The sequence below is a fragment of the Jejuia sp. G7-7 genome (assembly GCF_055808955.1).
The window spans coordinates 2,140,027-2,164,289 of record NZ_JBVVSZ010000002.1 but is presented as its reverse complement, the minus strand read 5'-3'; the positions used below and the strand labels follow the sequence as shown (position 1 = coordinate 2,164,289).

Annotated in this window: 16 protein-coding genes; 2 read left to right on the top strand and 14 right to left on the bottom strand. The window is 33.4% G+C overall.

Annotation, left to right across the window (positions count from 1 at the left end):
• Nucleotides 1-7: 7 nt before the first annotated feature.
• Nucleotides 8-1,003 (bottom strand): sulfatase-like hydrolase/transferase, encoded by a 996-nt coding sequence (locus tag AC0L5U_RS20210; RefSeq protein WP_473418217.1) that lies wholly within the window; start codon nucleotides 1,001-1,003, stop codon nucleotides 8-10.
• A gap of 19 nt (nucleotides 1,004-1,022) precedes the next feature.
• Nucleotides 1,023-1,826, bottom strand: coding sequence for a sulfatase-like hydrolase/transferase (locus tag AC0L5U_RS20205; protein ID WP_473418216.1), 804 nt, complete (start codon nucleotides 1,824-1,826; stop codon nucleotides 1,023-1,025).
• A 212-nt stretch (nucleotides 1,827-2,038) separates the two neighbouring features.
• Here AC0L5U_RS20205 and AC0L5U_RS20200 point away from each other — a divergent pair, with 212 nt between their 5' ends.
• On the top strand, nucleotides 2,039-3,274 hold the full coding sequence (locus tag AC0L5U_RS20200) for a sulfatase family protein (RefSeq protein ID WP_473418215.1): 1,236 nt from the start codon (nucleotides 2,039-2,041) through the stop codon (nucleotides 3,272-3,274).
• A gap of 92 nt (nucleotides 3,275-3,366) precedes the next feature.
• Nucleotides 3,367-3,834 (top strand): HEAT repeat domain-containing protein, encoded by a 468-nt coding sequence (locus tag AC0L5U_RS20195; protein WP_473418214.1) that lies wholly within the window; start codon nucleotides 3,367-3,369, stop codon nucleotides 3,832-3,834.
• 167 nt (nucleotides 3,835-4,001) lie between these two features.
• Here AC0L5U_RS20195 and AC0L5U_RS20190 read toward each other — a convergent pair whose 3' ends face one another.
• The 12 genes from AC0L5U_RS20190 to AC0L5U_RS20135 all read right to left on the bottom strand — a co-directional run bounded on the left by AC0L5U_RS20190 (nucleotide 4,002) and on the right by AC0L5U_RS20135 (nucleotide 24,242).
• Nucleotides 4,002-4,700: a sulfatase-like hydrolase/transferase gene (locus AC0L5U_RS20190; protein WP_473418213.1), complete on the bottom strand. Its 699-nt coding sequence runs from the start codon at nucleotides 4,698-4,700 to the stop codon at nucleotides 4,002-4,004.
• Nucleotides 4,684-5,445, bottom strand: coding sequence for a sulfatase-like hydrolase/transferase (locus tag AC0L5U_RS20185; protein WP_473418212.1), 762 nt, complete (start codon nucleotides 5,443-5,445; stop codon nucleotides 4,684-4,686). Before AC0L5U_RS20185 ends, AC0L5U_RS20190 begins: the two co-directional genes overlap by 17 nt.
• 109 nt (nucleotides 5,446-5,554) lie before the next feature.
• Complete coding sequence (locus AC0L5U_RS20180; protein WP_473418211.1) at nucleotides 5,555-7,120, bottom strand: sulfatase family protein; 1,566 nt, start codon at nucleotides 7,118-7,120, stop codon at nucleotides 5,555-5,557.
• Nucleotides 7,121-7,173: 53 nt separating this feature from the next.
• Entirely contained in the window at nucleotides 7,174-8,571 is a 1,398-nt protein-coding gene (locus AC0L5U_RS20175; protein WP_473418210.1) for a sulfatase, read from the bottom strand.
• Nucleotides 8,572-8,615: 44 nt separating this feature from the next.
• Nucleotides 8,616-10,655 carry a beta-galactosidase gene (locus AC0L5U_RS20170; RefSeq protein WP_473418209.1) on the bottom strand — a complete coding sequence of 680 codons (2,040 nt, stop codon included), beginning with the start codon at nucleotides 10,653-10,655 and terminating at the stop codon, nucleotides 8,616-8,618.
• Nucleotides 10,656-10,750: 95 nt separating this feature from the next.
• Nucleotides 10,751-11,530 (bottom strand): sialate O-acetylesterase, encoded by a 780-nt coding sequence (locus tag AC0L5U_RS20165; RefSeq protein WP_473418208.1) that lies wholly within the window; start codon nucleotides 11,528-11,530, stop codon nucleotides 10,751-10,753.
• 34 nt (nucleotides 11,531-11,564) lie between these two features.
• Nucleotides 11,565-11,795: a hypothetical protein gene (locus AC0L5U_RS20160; protein ID WP_473418207.1), complete on the bottom strand. Its 231-nt coding sequence runs from the start codon at nucleotides 11,793-11,795 to the stop codon at nucleotides 11,565-11,567.
• 7 nt (nucleotides 11,796-11,802) lie between these two features.
• On the bottom strand, nucleotides 11,803-13,623 hold the full coding sequence (locus AC0L5U_RS20155; RefSeq protein ID WP_473418206.1) for an alpha-1,3-galactosidase-related protein: 1,821 nt from the start codon (nucleotides 13,621-13,623) through the stop codon (nucleotides 11,803-11,805).
• Nucleotides 13,624-13,852: 229 nt separating this feature from the next.
• Entirely contained in the window at nucleotides 13,853-16,276 is a 2,424-nt protein-coding gene (locus AC0L5U_RS20150) for a hypothetical protein (RefSeq protein WP_473418205.1), read from the bottom strand.
• A gap of 45 nt (nucleotides 16,277-16,321) precedes the next feature.
• Nucleotides 16,322-18,196 (bottom strand): cytochrome-c peroxidase, encoded by a 1,875-nt coding sequence (locus AC0L5U_RS20145; protein ID WP_473418204.1) that lies wholly within the window; start codon nucleotides 18,194-18,196, stop codon nucleotides 16,322-16,324.
• A 137-nt stretch (nucleotides 18,197-18,333) separates the two neighbouring features.
• Nucleotides 18,334-21,522, bottom strand: a complete 3,189-nt coding sequence (locus AC0L5U_RS20140; protein WP_473418202.1) for a T9SS type A sorting domain-containing protein — start codon at nucleotides 21,520-21,522, stop codon at nucleotides 18,334-18,336.
• A 188-nt stretch (nucleotides 21,523-21,710) separates the two neighbouring features.
• On the bottom strand, nucleotides 21,711-24,242 hold the full coding sequence (locus AC0L5U_RS20135; RefSeq protein ID WP_473418201.1) for a purple acid phosphatase family protein: 2,532 nt from the start codon (nucleotides 24,240-24,242) through the stop codon (nucleotides 21,711-21,713).
• Between the last annotated feature and the right edge of the window lie 21 nt (nucleotides 24,243-24,263).

Sequence of the window (24,263 nt, the reverse complement as noted above, 5' to 3'; positions counted from 1 at the left end):
GATTAAGCTACGCTTTTTCAATGTAAACATAATATGCTACGTTTTCTTCACCTTTATTATTAAAGAAACTAGCATTCATTTTTGTCTTCCCAGGTAATAAATGCAAATTAAAATCTGCTGATTTTTCAGTTCCTGATACATTTATTGTTTCATTAATTTGATTTTCAATTTTTACAGTTGCCTTTACGTAATTTAGGTTTACACCTTCTGGTAGCCCTTTTTCCATTCCTGGAACATCTTCTATTGTAATTGGAGGAATGGAGGTGTTTATTGATAAATCAGATTCTATTGGGTAACGTCTTAACGAAATTTTATAATCTCCTTCTTCTTTAATATCAATACTCCAATATCCAGAACCTTTTGCACCTTCTCTAATGTAGAACTGATTCCAAGGTTGTTGTCCATTTTCTGCATGCACATCATGAGATGTAAGTGTTATGGGATTCTCTTCTTCAATACCAATTTTGAAATAAATTTCTTTATCAAAATCTACTGAAACTTGTTGCCACCAACTTTCATAAAAATCGCGCATTGCTTTAACTTTATCTGGATTTTGTTCTGCTAAATTATTTTTTTGCCCTTTATCTTCTTTAATATTATATAGTTCTGTGCCATTTACCAGTCGCCATTTATTTTGCATCACAGAAGATTTTCGCCACTTTTCTGGAACCTGTACACGTTGAGAATCGGTAATAAGCATACGGTCGTTTTTTTGTTCAGGGTTTCTTAACATCGAGACTATACTTTGACCATCAATAGGCTTATGATCTTTTGGTAGTTCTATACTACACAATTCTGCTAATGTTGGCAAAATATCAATTTGCGCAGTTAATGTATTAATATCTTTGGCTTCAGCTATATCTCCATTTTTCCAATGGATGAAAAATGGAACGCGATGTCCGCCCTCATATTCACTCCCTTTAGTACCTCGCATTTCTGCATTATAACCTGTTATTCTACCTTTTTTATTATAAAATCCTGAAGAAGTTCCATTATCAGTCATAAAAATTAGTATAGTATTATCAGCAATATTTAATGTTTTTAGTTTTTCTCTTTAATTTTCCAAAATTATCATCCACATTAGTAATCATACCATAAAACCGTTTTTGAGTATCTGCCAAAACTGTGTTACTCAAATCCTTATACATATTATAGTACTCCAAAGGTACATTATATGGTCCATGGGGTGCGTTTGTAGCTATATAACAAAAGAATGGCTTTTCTCTATTACTTTCTATAAAATTGATAGCCTCATCGAAAAACACATCGGTACAATACCCCTCATATTTTTGAGGTTTACCATTATGAAAATAAGTATCATTAAAATAAGTATTTCCCCAATAGTCTGGTGTTTGGTATACACCACCGCCACCATGCATTACAGTTTCTTGAAAACCTCTATCCTCTGGCTTAAATGGGTAATTATCGCCTAAATGCCATTTTCCAAAAGCACCCGTAACATAACCGCCTTCAGCAAACATATTTGCCATTGTTTTTTCTTCTTCTCTTAACAAAGACCAACCACCAACGGTATGCCAAACACCAACACTATTTGCATATCTACCTGTCATTAAAGCAGATCTTGTAGGTGCACATGTGGGTCCAACATGAAAATCTGTAAGGTGGTAACTTTCATTATAAAAACTATCAATATTTGGTGTTTTTATGACTTTATTTCCGTGTGCACCAATATCTCCATAACCTTGGTCATCAGTTAATACTAAAATCACATTTGGTTTTTGTTTGGTTTCGCTTTTTGAAGTTTTTTTATTTGAACAACTTAATAAAAATAGAGATGCTATTAAAAGACTAAAATGTAATTTCATTAACAAGATGTTTTTTGATGAATTAAAGTTTAAAAATACTTAGAATTTAATAAATTTTAGAACCAAACGATTATATTAGGGCAACATATGAATTGGAATTGTAGTTTTTACTCGTTTTATTCATAATATTACGAATATCATTTTTATATTAGTTACTCAAAAAGTTCTTAATCGATAATTTAAATATTGAATTCAAATAACAAAACCAACAGATGGCATCAAAATTTTCATTTCTGCTATTTTTTATAGTAGCACAATTATTTACCTCATGCGATTCTAAAATAGAATCTATCACGCCACCCAATATTGTTTGGATTGTTTCAGAAGACAATTCAAAACACTACATGGATTTGTTTGACGAACATGGTGCTAGCACCCCTAATATTGAAAGACTAGCCAACAATGGTGTAATTTACACACGTGCCTTTTCAAATGCTGCTGTATGTAGTGCAGCTAGATCTACTTTAATTGCTGGTTCTTATGGTCCTAGATTAGCAACGCATTACCACAGAAGGTTAGAGGAAGTGCCGATGCCAAATGGCATTAAAATGCTACCATATTATCTACGAAAATCTGGATATTACACTACCAACAATGCAAAAGAAGATTATAACATTGTAAAATCTGATAGTGTTTGGGATGATTCTTCTAAAAAAGCAACTTGGAAAAACCGTAAGGAAGGACAACCTTTTTTCCATGTATTTAATATTGGCACAACACACGAAGGTAAACTTCATTTCACAGAAGAAGACATGAAGAAACCTACAAAAACAAACCCAGATGCTGTGTTTGTACAACCAAACCATCCGCAAACAGATTTATTTAAATATACCAATGCCTATTACCATGACAAGATTAAAGAAATGGATGTAGAAGTTGGAGAGGTAATTAATGCACTTGAAAAAGATGGATTACTTGAAAACACATTTATCTTTTATTATGGAGACCATGGTGGCGTTTTACCTGGGAGTAAAGGCTATATAAACGAAACGGGAGTTCATGTTCCTTTAGTAGTTTACATTCCTCCTAAATACAAAGATTTAGTTGCTGAAAAACCTAACACAAAAGCTGAAGGGTTTGTAAGCTTTGTGGATTTTGGACCAACAGTTTTAAATTTAGCAGGAGTTGCTATTCCTAGTGGAGTTGATGGTAAACCTTTTCTTGGGAAAAACGTTTCTGCTAAAGAAGTTGCTCAAAGAGACGAAACTTTTAGTTATGCTGATAGATTTGATGAAAAGTACGATATGGTTCGTGCTGTTAGAAAAGGCAAGTTTAAATATGAAAGAAACTATCAAACTTTCAATTATGATGGTTTAATGAATAATTATAGATATAAACAATTAGCATACCAAGAATGGCGACAACTATATGATGATGGCAAATTGAACGACATACAATCTCAGTTTTTAGACCAAAACAACCTGAGCATTTATATAACGTTGAAATAGACCCTTACCAAACAAATAATTTAGCTGATAATCCTGAATATTCTCAAGTTTTAAAAGAACTACGTGAAAATTTAAATACTAGAATTAAGGGAATGCCAGATTTGTCTTTTTATCCAGAGTTTTATTTAATAGAGCATGCTTTTGATAATCCTGTAGCTTTTGGTCAGAAACATAAATCTGATATTGAAAGTTATATTGAAACTGCAAATCTTTCTTTATATGAATTTGATAAAGTTGAAGATAAAATCATAGAAAATTTAAATTCAGATGACCCTTGGCAGCGTTACTGGGCCTTAATTACCTGTAGCAATTTTAATAAGGAAGCGAGTCCACTTACAGCAAAAATTAAAACTATTTCAACATCTGATAAAGAAGCTATCAATAGAGTTCGTGCAGCTGAGTTTTTAGGTTTAATTGGCTCACAAAGTCCTGTTAAAGTGATGACAAATGCACTTTATGATGTTAATGATCCCGCAGAAGCGTTGTTGATTCTAAACTCTATGGCGTTAATGAAGGACAGCCCTTTTAATCATAAATTTGAAATAGATACAAAAAAATAAAAAAGGATGTGCTTAGTGACAAACAAATTAAGAGACGTATTGAGTATTTTAATTAAACGATAGTTGTCAAATTGAGTTCAGTCAAAGTTTTATATTTTGAAAAACCGAAGTATTTTGACTAGACTCAATATAACATTTGGACCTAAAAATTGCGTTTTAAATTTAATTTATTTAAAAGGAAATAACTCAGATTCTGTTCTAGAGCTTTCCATTAAAAGTTTCATCTCTTTTACAATTTCTGGATGAGCATTTGCTATGTTGTGTTCTTCAGCTATATCTTTTGAAAGATCAAATAATTCAAAATCACCTTGATTCTTTTTATTAATAGCGTACCATACGCCTTTCCAATTGCCTTTTCTTATGGATTTCCGTCCTCCTTTATGACTGAACTCCCAATATAAGTACTCATGTTTTTCTTGATTGCTTTCTCCAAATAAGGTGGGTAAAAAAGAAATTCCATCAGTATTTTCAATAGATTCAGAATCCACTATATCTGCAATAGTTGGCATAACATCCCAAAATGCAGAAATATGATTAGATTCGCTACCATTCTTTATTTTACCTGGCCAAGACACAATAAATGGCGCTCTTATTCCTCCTTCATATAAATCTCGTTTTACACCTCTTAAACCTCCAGAGCTGTTAAAAAAATCAGGATCGGCACCGCCTTCAACATGAGGCCCATTGTCGCTTGTAAACATGATAATCGTATTATCTGCAATTCCTAATGCTTCAACTTTTTTCATAATTTGACCAACATAAGCATCTGTTCTACTTATCATGGATGCAAAAACAGCATATGGTGTTTCTTGTGAACAATATCTGCTCAATACCAAATCTGGGCCATAATCAGAAGACTTTTTCAACACGAAATGGTGTTTCTTTAAACTTACCTAAGTATTTTTTTAAAATAGAATCATTTGGAGAGATTAGCTCTGCATGAGGTAAAACAATCGGAACATAAGCGAAAAATGGTTTATCCTTATTTTTTTCAATAAATTGAATTGTTTCTTCTTGAATTTTATCTGGAGCATAAGTTACTGTATTAATCCAGTCATTTCCTTGCAAAGAATCTTTATCTCGATTTCTCCATAAATAAGGCGGATAATATCTGTGTGCCATTCTTTGGCAATTATATCCATAAAACTCATCAAAACCTTGGTTATTTGGATCGCCTTCTGAACCAATAAAACCTAATCCCCATTTGCCAAATGCGCCAGTTGCATAGCCCTGTTTCTTTAATACTTCGGCTATCGTTAGAGAATTAGCTGGTAAAGGTGTCTGCCCTTCATATTTTAATTCTTTATTACCACGTATTGGTGTATGCCCAGTATGTAAACCAGTCATTAATGAAGATCGAGACGGAGCACATACAGTAGATCCACTATAATGTTGTGTAAACTTCATGCCTTGAGAAGCTAGTAAATCTATATTTGGTGTTTCAAACTTCGTTTGACCATAACAACTTAAATCTCCATAACCCAAATCGTCTGCAAGTATGTAAATTATATTAGGTTTTTTTTGGACTATTTCAGATTTAGGCTGTTCTTTATTTTCTTTACAAGACAAAAAAGAAAGTGCAATTAAAATTAGAAATCTTAAGTTTAGCATAATCATTAATTTTATTTAAATGTTTATTCGGAAAGTTCCCTAATATACATAAAAAAACCGCATAATAATTTTATTATCATGCGGTTCAAAATTTTTAAACATATAGTTATTATTTCAATTCTAACTGTTCAATTTTATCGTGACCTTTACCTCGTAAAGTTTCAAAAGTTTTCACCAATTCAGCTAGTTTTTCTGGGTTAGATGCTGCAAGATTATTTTGCTGACCTACATCTTCTTTTAAATTATAAAGTTGAAAATCTTTGTCATTACCTAATTCAATATTAACTTGAGTATTAACCGCAGGTGCATTATAAGGAGGAATCATTAACCAATCACCACTTCTAAGCGCAGTTCGGGAGGTAGCTTCAATTACTAAATTTTCTCTTCCTTTTTCACTTTTACCTAAAAATGCATCCAATAGGTTTTTACTATCGGTTGAATTCTCTTCTGTTCCAATAAGTTCTGCAACTGATGCTAATAGATCCATCTGACACACAATAGCATCCGACACTCCTGGTTTAATTGTACCTTCCCAATACGTTATAAAAGGTACTCTAGTCCCTGCTTCAAAAAGACTATACTTTCCACCTCTTAAACCTCCTTTAGGATCGTGATCGCCAACTTTAGTGTCAGAATCATCAAAATAACCATCATTTAAAACAGGCCCATTATCACTAGAAAAAACAACTAATGTGTTTTCTAAAATCCCTTCTTCTTTTAGAGTTTTCATGAATTCACCAATACACCAATCTGCCTCAAGAATTACATCTCCTCGTGGCCCCATTCCAGATTTACCAACAAATCTAGGGTGTGGTGTTCTAGGTACATGTGGTTGTTGCATTGCATAATATAAAAAGAAAGGCTTGTCTTTATGAGATTTCACATAGTCTTGCGCTCTCACTAAAAAATTATCAGCCATATCAGTATCAGTCCATTTTGCAGCCTCTCCACCTTTCATGTATCCAATTCTTGGAATGCCCTTAACAATACTATTATTATGTCCGTGATGCCATTTCATTGTTAACATTTCAGGATTTGTAATAGCTGTTGGTTCCCCTTCAAAATTATTTTTATAATCAACTTCAATAGGGTCATTTTTATCCAATCCTTCTACATGTCCATCTTTAATATATACCGTTGGAACTCTATCTTGAGTAGCTGCAAGAATATAAGATTTATCAAATCCAACTTCATTTGGACCAGGAGACACACGTTCATTCCAATTTACAACTCCTGTACCTAAACCTAGATGCCATTTACCAACTATAGCGGTTTGATAACCTTCTTTTTTAAGTAGTTTTGGTAGAGTTTTTTGGTCAGTACCAATTAAAAGCGGTGCTGTGCCAGGTAATATTTTAGCATTTTTATTACGCCAAGGATACATTCCTGTAAGCAATGCATATCTACTAGGAGTACATGTTGCAGATGATGCGTAGCCATTTGTAAACTTTACGCCTCCTGATGCTAAAGCATCAATATTTGGAGTTTGTAATTGTGTTGCGCCATAAGAACTTAAATCTCCATAACCTAAATCATCAAGGTAGATAACTACTATGTTTGGCTTTTTAGCAATCTCATTATCAGAAGAGTTTTCTGTTTCTTTTTCTTTTTCTTTACAACTTATTCCAATTACCAAAATTGAAAATAATAGTGCAAAATGTTTAAATTTTCTCATGTTTGTTTAGTCGTTAAATAATAAAATTAAGTGTGTAAAATACGTTAAAAATTTTATTTAGTATACTCTGGAACTGCTTCTTTTTCCCAGTTTAAAATATCACTCTTAAGTCTTGTCTCTATTTCTAAGTCTTGACCTATTAAATTATTTTGTTCACTAATGTCTTCTTCAATATTAAATAATTGAAATTTTCCGCTATGGTATTTAACCAATTTCCAATCTCCAGAGATTACAGCAGCATATTGATCTTCATAACTTCTAAAGAAATAAAGGTTACGCTTATCAAAATCTTTTCCTTTTAAAATTGGTATTAAACTTACACCTTGTATGTTTTCATCTTTATATTCTTTACCTGAAGCTATTTCTATCAAAGTTGGAAATACATCAATAGATTGAACTGGAATTTTAGTTTCTGAATTCGCTTTCGTTATATTGGGATAATTAATCATAAATGGTACTCTTGCCCCTCCTTCTCCTAAAGTATTTCCACCTTTTTTGCCACCACTTAATGGTGCATTTGAATAAGCGCCTCCTTGGTCTGAAAGTACTATCACAACAGTATTATCATCAATTCCTTTTTCTTTTAAAGCTTTCCTAACTCGACCTACAGATTCATCCATAGCTTCAACCATAGCAGCATGGTGTGCATACTTTCCTTTTAATCCTGCATCTTGATATTTCTTCAATAAATCTTTTCTTCCAATTGAAGGACCATGCACAGAATAGTACCAAAATGAGAGCATAAACGGTTGTTGCTTGTCATAATTTGTTATAAAATCTACAGCCCCATCGGTTAGAACATCTGTTAAGTAATCGCCTTCCTTATAATTTTCCATAAAATTATTTGGATCACCTTTTTTGAAAAACGGGTAATAATAACTTTTTGGATGTCCATTGTCTGTTGTTCCAAATTCAGCATCAAAACCTTGATCAGTTGGATATTTGCCTTTGTGACCAAGATGCCACTTACCAACAAACATATTATAATAACCATATTCTTTTAGCTTTTCTGCATAGGTTACTTCTTCTAGTGGCAAATAATTTATAGATGGGCGTTTCATTGGATCTTTTGGCCAAATGTTATACTTTGGACTAATAAAATGCTCTTCTTCTGGAATGTGTCTCGTCATTTCCAACCGTACCGCTTCTTTCCCTGTTAACAAGGATAATCTACTCGGACTACAAGTTGGTGTTGGAATATAAGCTCGTGTAAAATCTAAGCTTTCTTTTTTGAATTGATCTAAGTTTGGCGTATTGAATGTTGAATTTCTATAGCCAATATCAGACCACCCATAATCATCTATAAATAATAAAACGATATTTGGTTTTTCATTCTTTTCTGTTTTTTGAGACAAACTTTTCTCAGATAGTTTTTTCGTTTTTTCTTTACATGAAAAAGATAGTGTTAAAAGAATACTTAAACTGATAAATAATAATTTCTTAGATTTCATTCTATGTTCTTTAATTTAATTTTTATGGTAACTGAATAACTCGTTTAATCCTCAATAATTTCAACAAAATATACTTCTAAAGGTTTTAAAGTAGGTGTTGCACTTACAGTAATTCCTTTTATTAAATCTTTACATTTTATAACATTACCTTCTTTTAATGAAATACTTATTACTGTATCAGACTTTCCAACATTTACAACGGAAAGCACATTGTTCCCAGCTTCATTTTTAACGACTCTCCATATACAACCTTTTGTATCTAATTCATTTTTTTCTGAAATTATAACTTCAGATAAACTATTTCTTTCTTCTAAAAGCGATAGTGCTTTTGATTTTATTTTTGAAACCGAATTTAGCTTTATAAGTGTACCTTTACTCTGGTTTAATACTTCTTTTAAAGGCTCTCCATATTCATTTTTCTGCAAACTCTCTTTATCTACAATTACAACACCTCCTCTATCCAAACACATCTGAATAGCTTGTAGTTCATCAAAAGTTACAAATGGAGTTTTATGTATTATAATGATATCCCAATTATTATCTTGTTTTTTGATGATATTTTCTGTTGCAAAACCTATTGGAGTACCTTCAAAATTTAAGCTTTCATAAAGATGAAATAAATCATCCATATGTGTCTTTTTATTAATGGCTGAAGTTTTAGAGTAAAATATGCGCAACGGTTTTCTTTGACGTTGCATTGCCATAATTTCTTCAGAATTAGAATTCAAATCAATTAATGTTGTTGCAACCTCATTAGTAACTCTTGGTTGTTGGTTATTTGAACCTGCATAACCTTTATCATTTATAGCCTTTTTAGAAATAGAACCATTTACTTCTCTTGGCCAATACCATATTTGACTTGCCGTCATACCATAACTATGCGCTAACCAAAATGCTGCTCTTGCATATTTTGGATTTAAGTACAAATCTCTAGACCTAACCGTTGACAAATAATGTAACTCTGAATTAAAATTGATTTTATTTGGGCTTACTGACTTCATAAAATCATAGCCCATACATAGTTCGCGCCATTCAAAAGCGTAATGTTCTTCCCATTCATGTGGTGGTCCCCACATCCTTTTGTGCTGCGCACCGGAATCGTTTCCTATAATCCCACTCAAATCAGTTAATGCTTCTAAATCAATACCATGAATCCTTTCATTATTTGTCCAAAGATTTGGCATTATTTTCAAATGCACTTTTGCCTCAGGATCATGCTTAGTTACTTCGGATTTTAAGAATGCATACCAATCCGTAACTCTATCCATATTAAACCTAGCCCAATCGTACCAAATTGGTGTACCTCTATGAGCAACACTTAAAGGTATACTAATTGAAATAGCATCAAAATTTGCAAAGTTTGTTTTCCATACTTTATTTAATGCACTTATGGTTTCATGCTTATTTTCTAACCAACTCTTAAACTTGATAATTGTAAATTCTGAAACACCTCCTGATGCCCATGGTAATTTTTCTTTCTTAGGGAATTTATGTGTAAAAAAATGAGGCTCATTACATAGCATATATCCTAATTTGGTATATTTTTTTCCTGCCATTTCTGGTACTAAACCTCCTAATAATTTTTGCTGAAGTTCTCTTGCTCCAGGATTGTCAATATCGTAAGTAGTATAAGTATCCTCTCTCATACTAAAATTTGGCCCAAACTTTTCTTTAGACCATTCTGGAACGCCTTTATGATTCATAAAAATAAAACCTAAGTTACCATCTGGTTTAGATTTTAATGTTTCTAATCTATTTCGGTTAATTGTTCCATCTTCTATGGATACATAAGAAGGAGCAATAAAAAAGCCATCTAGATTACCATGATATTGAGTTAACTTTTTAACTTTTGGCTTCCAAGTATAACTGGCTACAAAAACTGGACGATTGTTAAAGGTTAACTGATCATTATCTACTGTAATTTTTGCCCAATCTACTTTTGGGCTTGGTTTTCTAAATATCTTTTTTCCAATTAATAAATTTAGATTTTCTGTTGCTCCATCTAACATTAAAATAATATCTTCTCTTTCAAAATCGGCTAGATTATTAGCCATTTTAATGGCATCTTTTTTAAAGGATGGCACTTTTTTGAATAGCTTTAAATTTGTTTCAACATTTTTCTCATCCCAATCTGCAAATTCTAAAAATATTTCTGCAGTTCTTATTGTTGTTCTTTCTTTTAAAATATCAATTCCTTTTTTTCTGCTTTTTTAATTAGTTGCTCCAGTTCTTTTATTTTCCTTTTGACTTGACTTTTTAGCGATACCGTATTTGTTGATTTTATTTGTGTTGCAACTTGTATTCTTTTATTACTAAGAAATGCCTTCGCAAAAGCAATTCCTAAACGCTTTTGACCTTCGGTGTTATAATGCAGATTATCAGAATGCTTTGGATAATCAACCCAACTAGGATTTGTAGAAGTTTTAACTATAGACGTAAATGCATCTTCTTTTGAAACATCTTCAATAGCTTTCCTGACTATTGAAGGTCCTTCCTTATACTTTCTAGGAAGCAAATTCACTTGCCCTAAAACCATAGGCAAATTATATATTGACAGCTCTTTTCTATAACTAGCAATCAACTTTTTAAGATTCATTTTATAATTTGATGCTGTAATAGGCTTATTAGTGTCTGATTCTCCTTGCATCCAAAACAAACCAAGAATATTATAATCTATTTTATCTTTTTCTAAACTTTGAAGATGTTGTTTAATATTTTGAATATGAGTACTAAAAAGTTTTAATTTTTTTCTGGTGTCTCCACGTTCAGCAATTTCTGATTTTTCTGCAGACCAATCTGGATTCCAAGCACCATACAAAGATGTGCCTCCAACTGCTTTTTTTATAAATAGAAATTCTTTTTCAGGATAAGCTTCAGCAAATGTTAAACCAATAAAAAGTTCTGGACCAAAATGCTTTTCGAAATTATATTTACCCATTTTAGCAGTATAATACGACAATGGAACAGGTTTTTTTGAGGATTATTCGAAGTACTCAAAAGTACCCGTTTAGATACTCTTTCAATTCTTCTTTTAAAGATTCGTCAAGTTCATCATAATCACCATGACCCGCCATATTAGATTGTCCTGCAAGTAAAACAACTTGAAGAACTTTTTCTGCTTTTTGTTGGCAATTTACAGGTAAACAAATTCCTATTATCAATAAGATTGTAGTTGATATTTGTAATATGTGCAACCTTCTATTCCTTGAGCTTAAATGCATCATTAAAAGTTTATTTTTTTAAATTTTTAAAGCCCTTGTTTCTTTTTATTTTCAAGGTTTTTCTTGAGACCCTATCAGCTTTAAGACTTTTTACACAATTACCTTTATATGAATTTTTATAAATTTCGACATTTATACAATTTTCTAAATCAAACATATGAGCATTAGGGTATTGTCGCTTTTCTGTGGAGGTTTGTATTATTGAGTTGCCTCTAATAATTAAACCATCAACTCTATCAGCCCAAACAATTCTATTATCAAAGGTTTCAATACTATTGTTTTCAAATATAATATTTCTATCATATTGAATGGTTTGATCAAATGTTCTTCCTAAACGTGGCGATACTTTTAAAACGGCATGTTCTGAACCACCGTAAGCACAATGTACAAATTGATTATTTCTAATAATAACATCTTCAACATTCCCAGATTCAAACCAAAAGAATGTTTCTCCTCTCAACATTACAGAAGACATCATAGAGGACAAATAATTATTTTCTATTACTATACGTTTTGGCGTTTTTATAATAATGTTTCTTGCACGATGTTTTTTAATAGTATTTCCACGCATGGTAAATACAGGATTCCATGTTTTATTTTCGAGAATATCACCAGGTTTTAAACCTGAAGGTAAATCATCTACAAAAGTTAAATCGGTAAATTTTTCATTAATTACATTAAGAGATTTCAATTTACCTTCTGAAGCGCGCTGTGGATTTGGGTTTTGTATAAACCAAATTTCATCTCCAGTTCCAGCAAACTGAAAGCCCATTTGCTCAAAATGTTTTAAGGCAACCCTTACTGTTTTACTATCAATAACTTTATCTACCTCAACATAGGTGCCATGAACGTTTGTACCATCATCATACATACCTTCTATTCGGCAATTTTCAATTAAAATATTACCCTTACAGTTTGCAAAATGAGTAGCATCGGCAGTTGCAGAAATCATTCTATCTGAACCTTCTCTTATATAAATTCCAGAGTTTAAAATGTTGATATCTTCTGAACGTTCAAATAAAAACCCCATACCCAAAGCATGGTGAATAATCACATTTTCAAAATCTATATTTTGAGATCTCCTCGTTAAAAAAGCTGGTGCATACCTATCTTTTTCTCTATCTCCTTTGGAGTTTAACACAGCTCCAACTCTTGGAAAATGCTTTAACCCTTTTTGATGCATACGCAAATTACCATTAGGCAATTTTTCAATAAAATTAGGATCTAAGTGCATATCCCAAGCACCGTAATCAACCGCCTTCGTCTCTTTGTTATGAGGCAAAGTGCTCCCTAAACTGGTGTAAACAAAACCACCTATATCAGGGAAAACAATTTTCCCTTTTTTTAATTTCCATGAAAACCCTTTTGTATAAGGCTTTAAATCAATAAAATTTTCTTCCTTATTAACAGCAATAACATCACCTTGAAATGCAAAAGGAATATCCCAATCTATAACTAAACTCTTAACGCTTACTTTTTTACAATCCTCAAAAACAAATGGTGCTAGTGCGCCATGAAAAATAAATTCAGACCCTTGAGCATCTATCTCAACAGAATTAAAGCCTTCAAAATTGAAAATTATCTTCTTGAAACCATTACCGTGATTTGTTATATATAGATATTTCCCAAGTGCATAGTCTGGATTAAAACTATAAATTCCTTTTTCAAAAACTAGTTTTATATCGGTATCAGTAGCATTTTCTATAGCTTCCCGTACTTTGGAAGTCATATCTTCTTTTTGATACTTGAATTCTATTACTTCAATAGCTTGAATAGTTGAAGGTATCCATAGCATTATTAAAACTATAAATTTTAGGAAATTGTTTTTCATAATAAATATGATAAATATGAAATAATTATTTTAGAAATTTTTTAAATTTAAGAATTTAAAATCTGTTAAATAAACACCAGTTTACCCAACTATGTTAATTATTTACCCTTAAATTTTGATTGTTATATAAATATGACATAACTAATTTATATGAAGTTTCTATAAATCTAGTATTCTAGGATCTTTAAATTGTCTCTCTAGATAAATAAGTACGTTTTTAAGAATTTCACTAATTGCCTTTCAATTTAGTGAACCCAACAATTAAATCGCCTTTAGTAGTTTCCCCAATCATTTTAAGTGTAAAATTTCCTTTGTTTAAACCATTTCCAGAACCATCAAATTCAACCATTAGATTGCCCCTTTTACATTTAGTTTTAACAATTTTACAACCTTTACCAAAATTAACTACTTCTGATGCTCCAATCCTAAGCGATTCTAAATCAATATCTTTTTGAGCATCAAATCCATTTTCCGAGAGAATTAAGATTTTTATCTTTTTAGTATCTGCAGTTACTTTTTCTTTATTTAAAAGTTTAATTCTCTTATGAAGCGTTAGTGGAATAACTATGTTTTTTGAACTATGATTATCTCTGGCCAAATCATTAGCTTTTGGCACATCAATAACTGCTAGGGATAAATGTGTTGCTCGACCAAATTCATCCTGAAGAATATGAGGACGCTCTAATTTATACCAATGCGTTCTTGTACCATCTACATATGAAGTATTATCTGGTGTGTAAGCTGTACCTAGATTAAACTTCCAGTTTATGCCATCTGGCGAACGTAAATAAATAGCACGATAATCCCAAAACGCATTTATTATCATATGAAATTGAACGTCATCCTTCCATATAACTGGATCTTCATAATTAGAATTTCTATATTTTTCAGGGATAATTGGGTTGCCTTGAATAGGCTTTGTTAAAATTTTATATGGTCCTAAAGGATTTTTAGTATCACTAATCATCATTGCTCCTGCTTTAGAAACCAACAAAAACCGCCCATCATTTAGTTGTACTCCCGATAAATTTCTATAGTATCTATAATTAAGTTCTGGTTTATCTTGAGATGTTTCTGTATCTACCTTAACAACACCCAAACGTTTCCATGGTCCATTCATAGATTTTGAAGTAAACAAAGTAGCTTCCCAATTGATTAATGAATATAATAAATAAGTACCATCATTTAAAAGGATGATATCTGGGTTATGCCCAAAACCATTTTCATAATTATAAGCAAATTCATCTATAATTTTATACGGCCCTGTTGGTAACTCAGAAACCACATGACTGACAGTTGAATTAGGCCATTCCCAATGTCCTTTTGTAGCATTTGCAGGCCAACGGGTTATACACATATGATATTTACCATCTTTATCTTTTACTGGTCTTCCTCCCCAATAACTCCATTCTGAGTCCTCAATACCATTATCTGCATCACGAGGAATAACTCCTTTTGCACCCCAAACGTTATCAGTTAATTTATTATGAATAGGCATTGGTAAAATTAAGTCACTAAACGACGTTCCAAAAACCGCTTTTACTTTTGCTTTAACCATGCTGGAAGGCTTACTTTTATTACCACTATGGTCATGAGCATAAATTACATATGAATTTTCTACTCCTTTGATTGGTGTAAAATCTACATAAAAATTCTTTTTAACATCATGGGCAATTTCCCGAAGGCCATTACCATTAGCATCTCCTCTATACACAGAATAACTTGCCACGTCATTGGCTTTGCTTTTTGTCCAGCTAATTTTTACTTCAGTTTCAAAAATAGCTGCTTTAGGTTCAGTTGGATGTACTGGCGCAATTTTGTCTGTTTTTTTAATTCTAACTTTATTAGATCCTGATGATTCTTTTATATCGAAACGGGTTACCACATAAGTATATTCAATGCCATTTACTAAATCTTCATCTGTAAAAAACGTTTTTTGAGTTTCCGCTAGTTTAACATAACCTGTTCTTTCATTCTTACAACGATACACATGAAATTTACTCTTTTCATTTGAAAGAATATCATCCCAAGTTAATTGAATACCTTTGTCTGACACTTTAGCTATTAACTTTGGCCCTGATTTTTCAGGAGCAAGGATAGTTATATTCACGTAATGCAGATATACTTTTACATCTTCTCCAGAATAAAAAGTGGCCCGAACAAAAGGTAAGCCAGCTTTTTCATCTTCTTCAGTTAAAGTATAATTACCCTTAAAATGTTCTATTATTTTATCTGAACCTTTTAGTTTTACTTTCTCTGCAAGAATTCTTTCATGTTTACCAAAAACTAGACTTAAGGTAATTGTACCATTACTTATATATTCTAAATCTGCACCAAAACTCCAATTTAAAACGTCTCCTGATTTAGGGTTTTGATATTCTTGATTTGTATTTAACACAACTGATTCTGCGATACCCAATTCATTCATAGAAAATAAAGATCCATTATGCAATCCCATTGGTGCTTTACCTTTAATGATTTTTGTAGTCCAATAAGGCGATTGTTTTTGAGCTCTCCAATATGCCCAAACAGCATTAAAATCTCCATCGTTGATGTTATGGCGTGGCGCATTATCTCCTAAAATTACAATTTGAGAATGTATATTTGAAAATGAAAAAAATAGAAATAAAAGAATTAGAAATCTATTACACATATAGTATAAGTATAAATTCAATATTTAGTTAAAAAGATAAAGGCTTTAATCCTCATAAACGAGAAACTGTTCCACATCAGTTAAAGTGTTCATAAATGCAATTATATCTTGCATATCCTGCTTACTTAGGTTTAAAGATGTATCAGGCAAGGTTTGATTTTTAATAGCAACACCCATTCCTGCTCCACCTCCTCTGTTATAAAACTCTAAAACTTCTTCTAAAGTTTTAAAAGCACCATTATGCATGTATGGTGCAGTTTCAGAAACATTACGGATAGTTACTGTTTTAAAGGAGTTTTCATTATCCTGACTAAGTCCATTATTTATACGACCTAAATCGTCATCCAAAATAGGGTTTAGTGTATCAAAACTTTTAGTTACTCCCAATACCTCAGATTCTGAATCTAAATAAAAAGGTGGGATAGTCCCATTAAATACGGGAGCAAAATGGCAAGTACCACAAGCTGCTTTACCCATAAATAAGTTGAATCCTCTTTTAGCTTCTTCTGGATAAGACTTAACCTCGTTCCGAACATATTTATCAAACTTACTATTAAAGGATTTTAATGAGTTTACATATGCTGCAATAGCATTGCTTATAGAACGTTGATTGATATCTTTCTTGGCAATACCACCGTAAGCATCTTTAAACATCTTTTTGTACTGACTGTCTTTTTCAAGGTTTTTAGCTATGGATTTAAAGTCTGTATTGAACTCTAAATTATTATCAATTACATGCCCTACTTGACGTTCTAAATCATGGGACCGCATGTCCCAAAAATAACGTTTAGAATACCCTATATTGATTAATGTTGGCGAATTTCTTTGAGTAAAAGTACCAGGTTTATTTGTGATACTCTTAGCTAATCCGTCGCTAAATCCACGGTTAGGATTATGACAAGTAACACATGACATTTCATTATTTTGCGATAAACGTTTATCATTAAATAGCTTCTTACCTAATGCAATTGATTTTTTATTATCAAATGACAAATACACAAAAGGAGAGAAAAACTCTCTGTTTAAAAAATTTGAATCGAATAAATTTTTAGCTTTATAATCTTGCGCATGACTTTTAAAATGAAACAAAGGTGTTTCAATTAAATCTTGGTATTCTCCCAATTCTTTGTACAAAGGATTAATAATTCCCTTCAAAAAAGCCATTCTATCAAAGGTCTCAAAATCAGTATTGTTTTTCAAATATTTTTTACCCTTCGCAAATAAACGCTTTATAGCTTTATAGCTTTGTTTGGCTTTTGGTTTGGTTAAATCTTCTAATTCTAGAAATGTTTTTTCCATATTCGAGAAACTAATATAGCTTTCTTCAATGGCATTTACTGACCCAGGAGTATCGAAACCAGTTAGTCCTAAATTAAATATCCGTACCATTCCTGAACGTAAACATTCTATAATTTGACTGGTTTTTAAATGAATTGGAAAATGAACGTTTTCAATAAAATCTACACGTTCTTTTAACTTTTTTGTTAAGAACTGTATATGCTCCAGAGCTTCTTCGGAATAATCATCATATACAGCTTCATCTAAAGCTTGTAAACCACTAGGCTGAATAACTTCTCCAGCTTCATAGTACTCGCTTACTTTAGGTAAAGGTGCACCGTTTATATATGTACTTGCATAGGTTGTTTGGTAATAGTCAAAAATAAATTCGATAGCTTTATAAGCCAGTCTTGTAGATTCTACTTGATTTTTTAGTTTTTTATAATCAAGTTTAGACTCCGCATCCTTTGCAAGTTTACTTAATACATCAACTTCTTCCTTAAATTTTTTAAAATCTTTAGTATGAATTTCTGATATTACTTTTGAAATATTTTTTTCTTGATACGATTGGACACTTACATAAGCGGAAAAAATTAAAACGCAAAATGCTAATGTCAGTAATAGAATGAGGGTTTTCTTCATATTAATGATTTACTCCATAAAATTAAACATTGTTTTTATAAATATTATAAAGTTATTCTCTTTTCTAAATCTTTAGCATAAAAAAACCTCAAAAGTTTTCACTTTTGAGGTTTAAAATTACATACTTACAATATATGCTATTTTTTCTCTATTACAATTCGTTTGGTTTTAAGGATTTTACCTTTGGTATCATTGATACGCAATAAGTATAATCCTTCCGACAATCTATCCAAGTTGATTTCTTGTTTTTTGGCATAATTACCATTTAAATCTATCTTCCTAACTAATTGTCCTACCATATTATATAGTGTTACTCTTGTTTCTTTACCTTGAAGCGCAGTAACATCCAAATAAAGTTTGTCTGAAGCTGGGTTAGGATAAATATTTATTTCTCCAATAACTGTTTCCTCTATACTAGAAATTATTGACTCTTCTTCCAATGGTTTTGATACAGCTGTTTTAGAAGCACCTCCACCAACACAACTTGTAACTAACACATCATCAATAAATATTCTATCACGATTACCAGATGCATCACACCTTAATCTGAATTTAGTGGAGCTAGAGAAAGGTCCAGAAATAGTTTCATTCTCATAATATCTAATATTATTATTAAAATGAGTACCCCTTGCCCAATCACGGATAATAGTATATGATGATCCTCCATTGGTAGAAACTTCCAAGAAGAAATCTTCATTATTTTCCATACTTTCAGGATAGAAAGAGAATTGGAATGACACCTCGTTGTACGAACTTAAATCTAAATTATCAGTTGTCATTGAAGAACTGCTTCCAGAATTATCTCTTATTCTGATACTATAAGTTCCTGAATTTGGATATTGAGAACGTCTTGCACAATCACTTCCACCATCATTCCAGTTTCCAAATCCACTTTCAAAGCCATCAAAAATAATGTCTCCACATGGATCACAAGCTCCTGAATTAGCATCTGGCACACAAGGATCATTATCATCGGCATCTTGTGCTGCACAATAACCATCTCCGTCGTTATCCATGGTTGGTGTTCCACTACATCCACAATTAGCATCGTATGTATCGTTAATTGTACAAGCATCGCCATCATCACATGCAGTCCCTATTAAGGCATCATCTTGTCCTGGACATTGGTCTTCATTATCACAAACACCATCTCCATCACTATCTGCTACTGGTGTTCCTGAACATCCACAATTTGCATCGTAAACGTCATTCTCAGTACATGCGTCACCATCATCACAAGCTGTTCCTATTAAGGCATCATCTTGTCCTGGGCATTGGTCTTCATTATCACAAACACCATCGCCATCACTATCTGCTACTGGTGTTCCTGAACATCCACAATTTGCATCGTAAACGTCATTCTCAGTACAAGCATCGCCATCATCACAAGCAGTTCCTATTAAGGCATCATCTTGACCTGGACATTGGTCCTCAGTATCACAAACACCATCGCCATCGGTATCTGGAAGCGGTGTACCACTACAACCACAATTTGCATCGTAAACGTCATTCTCAGTACAAGCATCGCCATCATCACAAGCAGTTCCTATTAAGGCATCATCTTGACCTGGACATTGATCCTCAGTATCACAAACACCATCGCCATCGGTATCTGGAAGCGGTGTACCACTACAACCACAATTTGCATCGTAAACGTCATTCTCAGTACATGCGTCACCATCATCACAAGAAGTCCCAATTAAAGCATCATCTTGCCCCGGACATTGATCTTCGGTATCACAAACACCATCGCCATCTGAATCAGCAACTGGAGTTCCTGAACATCCACAATTTGCATCGTAAATATCATTCTCGGTACAAGCATCGCCATCATCACAAGCAGTTCCTATTAAGGCATCATCTTGACCTGGACATTGGTCCTCAGTATCACAAACACCATCGCCATCGGTATCTGGAAGCGGTGTACCACTACAACCACAATTTGCATCGTAAACGTCATTCTCAGTACATGCGTCACCATCATCACAAGAAGTCCCAATTAAAGCATCATCTTGCCCCGGACATTGATCTTCGGTATCACAAACACCATCGCCATCTGAATCAGCAACTGGAGTTCCTGAACATCCACAATTTGCATCGTAAATATCATTCTCGGTACAAGCATCGCCATCATCACAAGCAGTTCCTATTAAAGCATCATCTTGACCTGGACATTGATCTTCGGTATCACAAACACCGTCACCATCACTATCAACATCAGGTGTGCCACTACATCCACAATTAGCATCATATACATCATTTATTGTACAATCGTTTCCGTCATCACAAGCAGTTCCAATTAAGGCATCATCTTGTCCTGGACATTGGTCTTCGGTATCACAAACACCATCTCCATCACTATCTGCTACTGGAGTTCCTGAGCAACCACAATTTGCATCGTAAACATCATTCTCAGTACAAGCATCGCCATCATCACAAGAAGTTCCGATTAAAGCATCATCTTGACCTGGACATTGATCTTCGGTATCACAAACACCATCACCATCACTATCTGCTACTGGTGTTCCTGAACATCCACAATTTGCATCATAAACATCATTTTCCGTACAGATGTCTCCATCATCACAAGAAGTTCCTATTAAGGCATCATCTTGACCCGGACATTGGTCTTCAGTATCACAAACACCATCACCATCACTATCTGCTACTGGTGTTCCTGAACATCCACAATTGGCATCGTAAACATCATTTTCTGTACAGGCATCGCCATCATCACATACTGTTCCTATCAATGCATCGTCTTGACCTGGACATTGATCTAATGTATCACAAACTCCATCGCCATCGGTGTCTGGAAGTGGTGTACCACTACATCCACAATTTGAATCGTATGTATCATTCTCTGTACAGGCATCGCCATCATCACAGGCTGTTCCTATTAAGGCATCGTCTTGTCCTGGACATTGATCTTGCTCATCACAAATACCATCGCCATCACTATCTGGTAAAGGAATTCCAGAACACCCACAATCTGTATCATATACATCGTTAGCTGTACAGGCATCTCCATCATCACAGGCTGTTCCTATTAAGGCATCATCTTGTCCTGGACATTGATCTTCAGTATCACAAACACCATCGCCATCACTATCTGCTACTGGTGTTCCTGCACAATCACAATTAGCGTCTAAGACGTCATTTTCTGTACATGCATCACCATCATCACAAGTTGTTCCTGCAGAACATCCTTTTTGAATTGTAAAATAATCAGCTATTGCTCCATTATCTCTTATAAATTTTAAATTTAATTCGTTCCCATCAACTTCAAGTATACATGATCCTAATTGGTTTAGAGATATATTCATAGCATTATGATCTAAACTTCCTCCAGAGGTTTTCCCTGAAGAACCTGCTGTGATATAAACCGCACCTTCTGGATCAGTAGCATCTTTTACATAGGCTCCGCTACCATCAATTCTACCATCTCCATCTCCTGTAGCTCCAACCGTATGAGTATTTGAGTTGAACGATCCTGAATTACCATAATGGCCATTTAAAAGAAAGAACGCTCATAAGAGTGACTATGGCCATTTAAAACTAAATCTACTCCATTAGATTCTAACATTGGTAGAAAGTTTTGTCTCATATCTATAAGGTTAGATTCAGAATCTGAATCATGCGACCCTTTAGTATATGGAGGGTGGTGCCACATAGCAACAATCCACTCTTGAGTTGTATTTTGAATATCACTCTGCGCCCAATTATACATGGCGCCTCCTACAGACCTACTTGTGTCATATGAATCTAGAATGATAAAGTGTACGTTACCATAATCAAATGAATAATACGCCTCGGTTCCAGAAGCTAAACCACCAGATTCTCCAGCGGTAGGAAAAGTAAAAATATCATAATATGGTCCTGTTTGCGAACCCGAATCTGCACTATAACCATCGTGGTTTCCTAAACACGACCATGCAACAGAATTCTTTAATTTATCCTCATACATGTTTTCAAATACGGCGTTCTGATATTCATTATCTGTACCACTATTATAGGCATTATCACCTAAAAACAAAATCCCATCAGTAACATTAGAACCTATATAATTATAGTAAGCATCTCTTACATTTCTCTGGTTACTATTAGCAGTTCCTGGGTCTCCCAATGCCCAAAATGTAAAAGGTTCAGAAGAACCAATTGTTGGATGTGTTTTGAAATATACATCATTAGCGCTAGAAATTAATACTGCACTAGAATTGGCTATTTCATAATAGTAAACTGTATTAGATGTTAGTCCTGTAATTTCAATTTCATGCTCTGTTTTTGGTACTAAATCTGAAGCAGATTGAGTAAGATTTCCTAATGAAGCCCCATAATTAACAACAGACTCGGTTGGAACTTCAGTTCTCCATTTTATAACCATACTCGAAGATGTTCCCTTTTGAAGATAAGGACCTCTTTCAACATTAACAGCTCCCGGAGTTGTAGTTGACCCACTTAACTTGAAATTGAAGCTTATATCTGAACTTGTTGCATTAGTTTGATGAATCTCAACTGCCAAAACATTTGTGCCAACTACTAATGTATTGGCTATAATCTGAGATATCCATGTAGTTTCATCTGCACCTCCTACGGTTGCACTAGCATATGTTTGGTAACCCCAAGAACCTGGCATATTACTAGTCCAAACTAGTGTCCCATTTAGGTATACCGCCATACCATCATCTCGAATGGCTTCCATTTCCAAAAAGTCATATTGACTAGGATCAGTTACTGTAAATGACTTTCTAAAATATGTTGTTGGATATTTATTAGTTGAAGAAGGTCCAAAACTTACTGTTGTTGCTTCTCCATCTCCATAACCTAATTCTGCATTTCCAGAAGCCCAGGAAGAATCGTCAAATCCTGTACCAGACCAAGATGTTCCTTGATTACTACCATCATCTAAATATTTCCATACTTCATCAGCATCTACAATATCATTTGAAACTGGTGGGGCAGAAAATCCAGTCATTGTAAAATTGAAACTAATATCCGAACTATTTATACGCTGTTGATGTATTTCTACCGCAACAATATTATCCCCAGCCACTAAGCTATTAGTAACAGTTTGCGTAATCCAAGTAGATTCTGCAGCGCCAGATATTTCAGGGCTACTTGCAAATGTACTTGAAGTAATAGTACCTGCTGGCATATTATCTCGCCATACCTCAGTACCATTAATATAAACAACTATTCCATCATCTCTTATTGCTTCTAGTTCTAAAAAGTCAAAATTACTTGGATCTGTTACATTAACAGTTTTCCTAAAGTAAGTAGTTATATATTTATTATTGGGGTCTGGTCCAAAACCTAATGTAGTTGCTTCGCCACCATCTCCATAGCCCAATTCTGCGTTTCCAGAAGCCCAAGAGGAATCGTTAAAACCTGAGCCGGTCCAAGCGGTGCCTTGATTACTACCATCATCTAAATATTTCCAAGAATCACCAGCTAAAATAATATCATTCCCACTAGGTGGTGCAGCATCTTGCGCAGTTAATTCAAAATCAAAACTTAAATCTGAACTACTAGCACTACGTTGATGTACCTCAACTGCCAAAACATTAGTTCCTGACACCAATGAATTAGCAATATTTGTAGATACCAAAGCATTATCAGACCCTTGAGTTGGTGTAAACGTATTATATGTAATAGTTCCAGTTGGCATATTTACACGCCATACTTCTGAGCCGTTGAGATATACAATTGCACCATCATCATAAGTAAGGTCTAAATCTAATGATGAAAAAGCAGCAGGGTCAGTTACATTAAATTCATGCCTTACATATACTGTGTATGTATTACTATTAATAACTGTAATCTCATCGCCATCTCCATATCCAAGATGCGCGTTTCCTGATGACCACGATGAATCATCATAATTTAAATCGTTCCAATCATCACCACCTTGATCAGAGGGTTGATTTTGGTTGTCATAGTAAGACCACGAAGAGCCATTGTTAATAAGCGTAGTTTGTCCAAAAACAGACATACTAAAAACACTCAGAAAGAGTATTAAAAGGTTGGTTTTAAAATAGGGTTTCATAATGGTTGGTTGGTTTTAAAA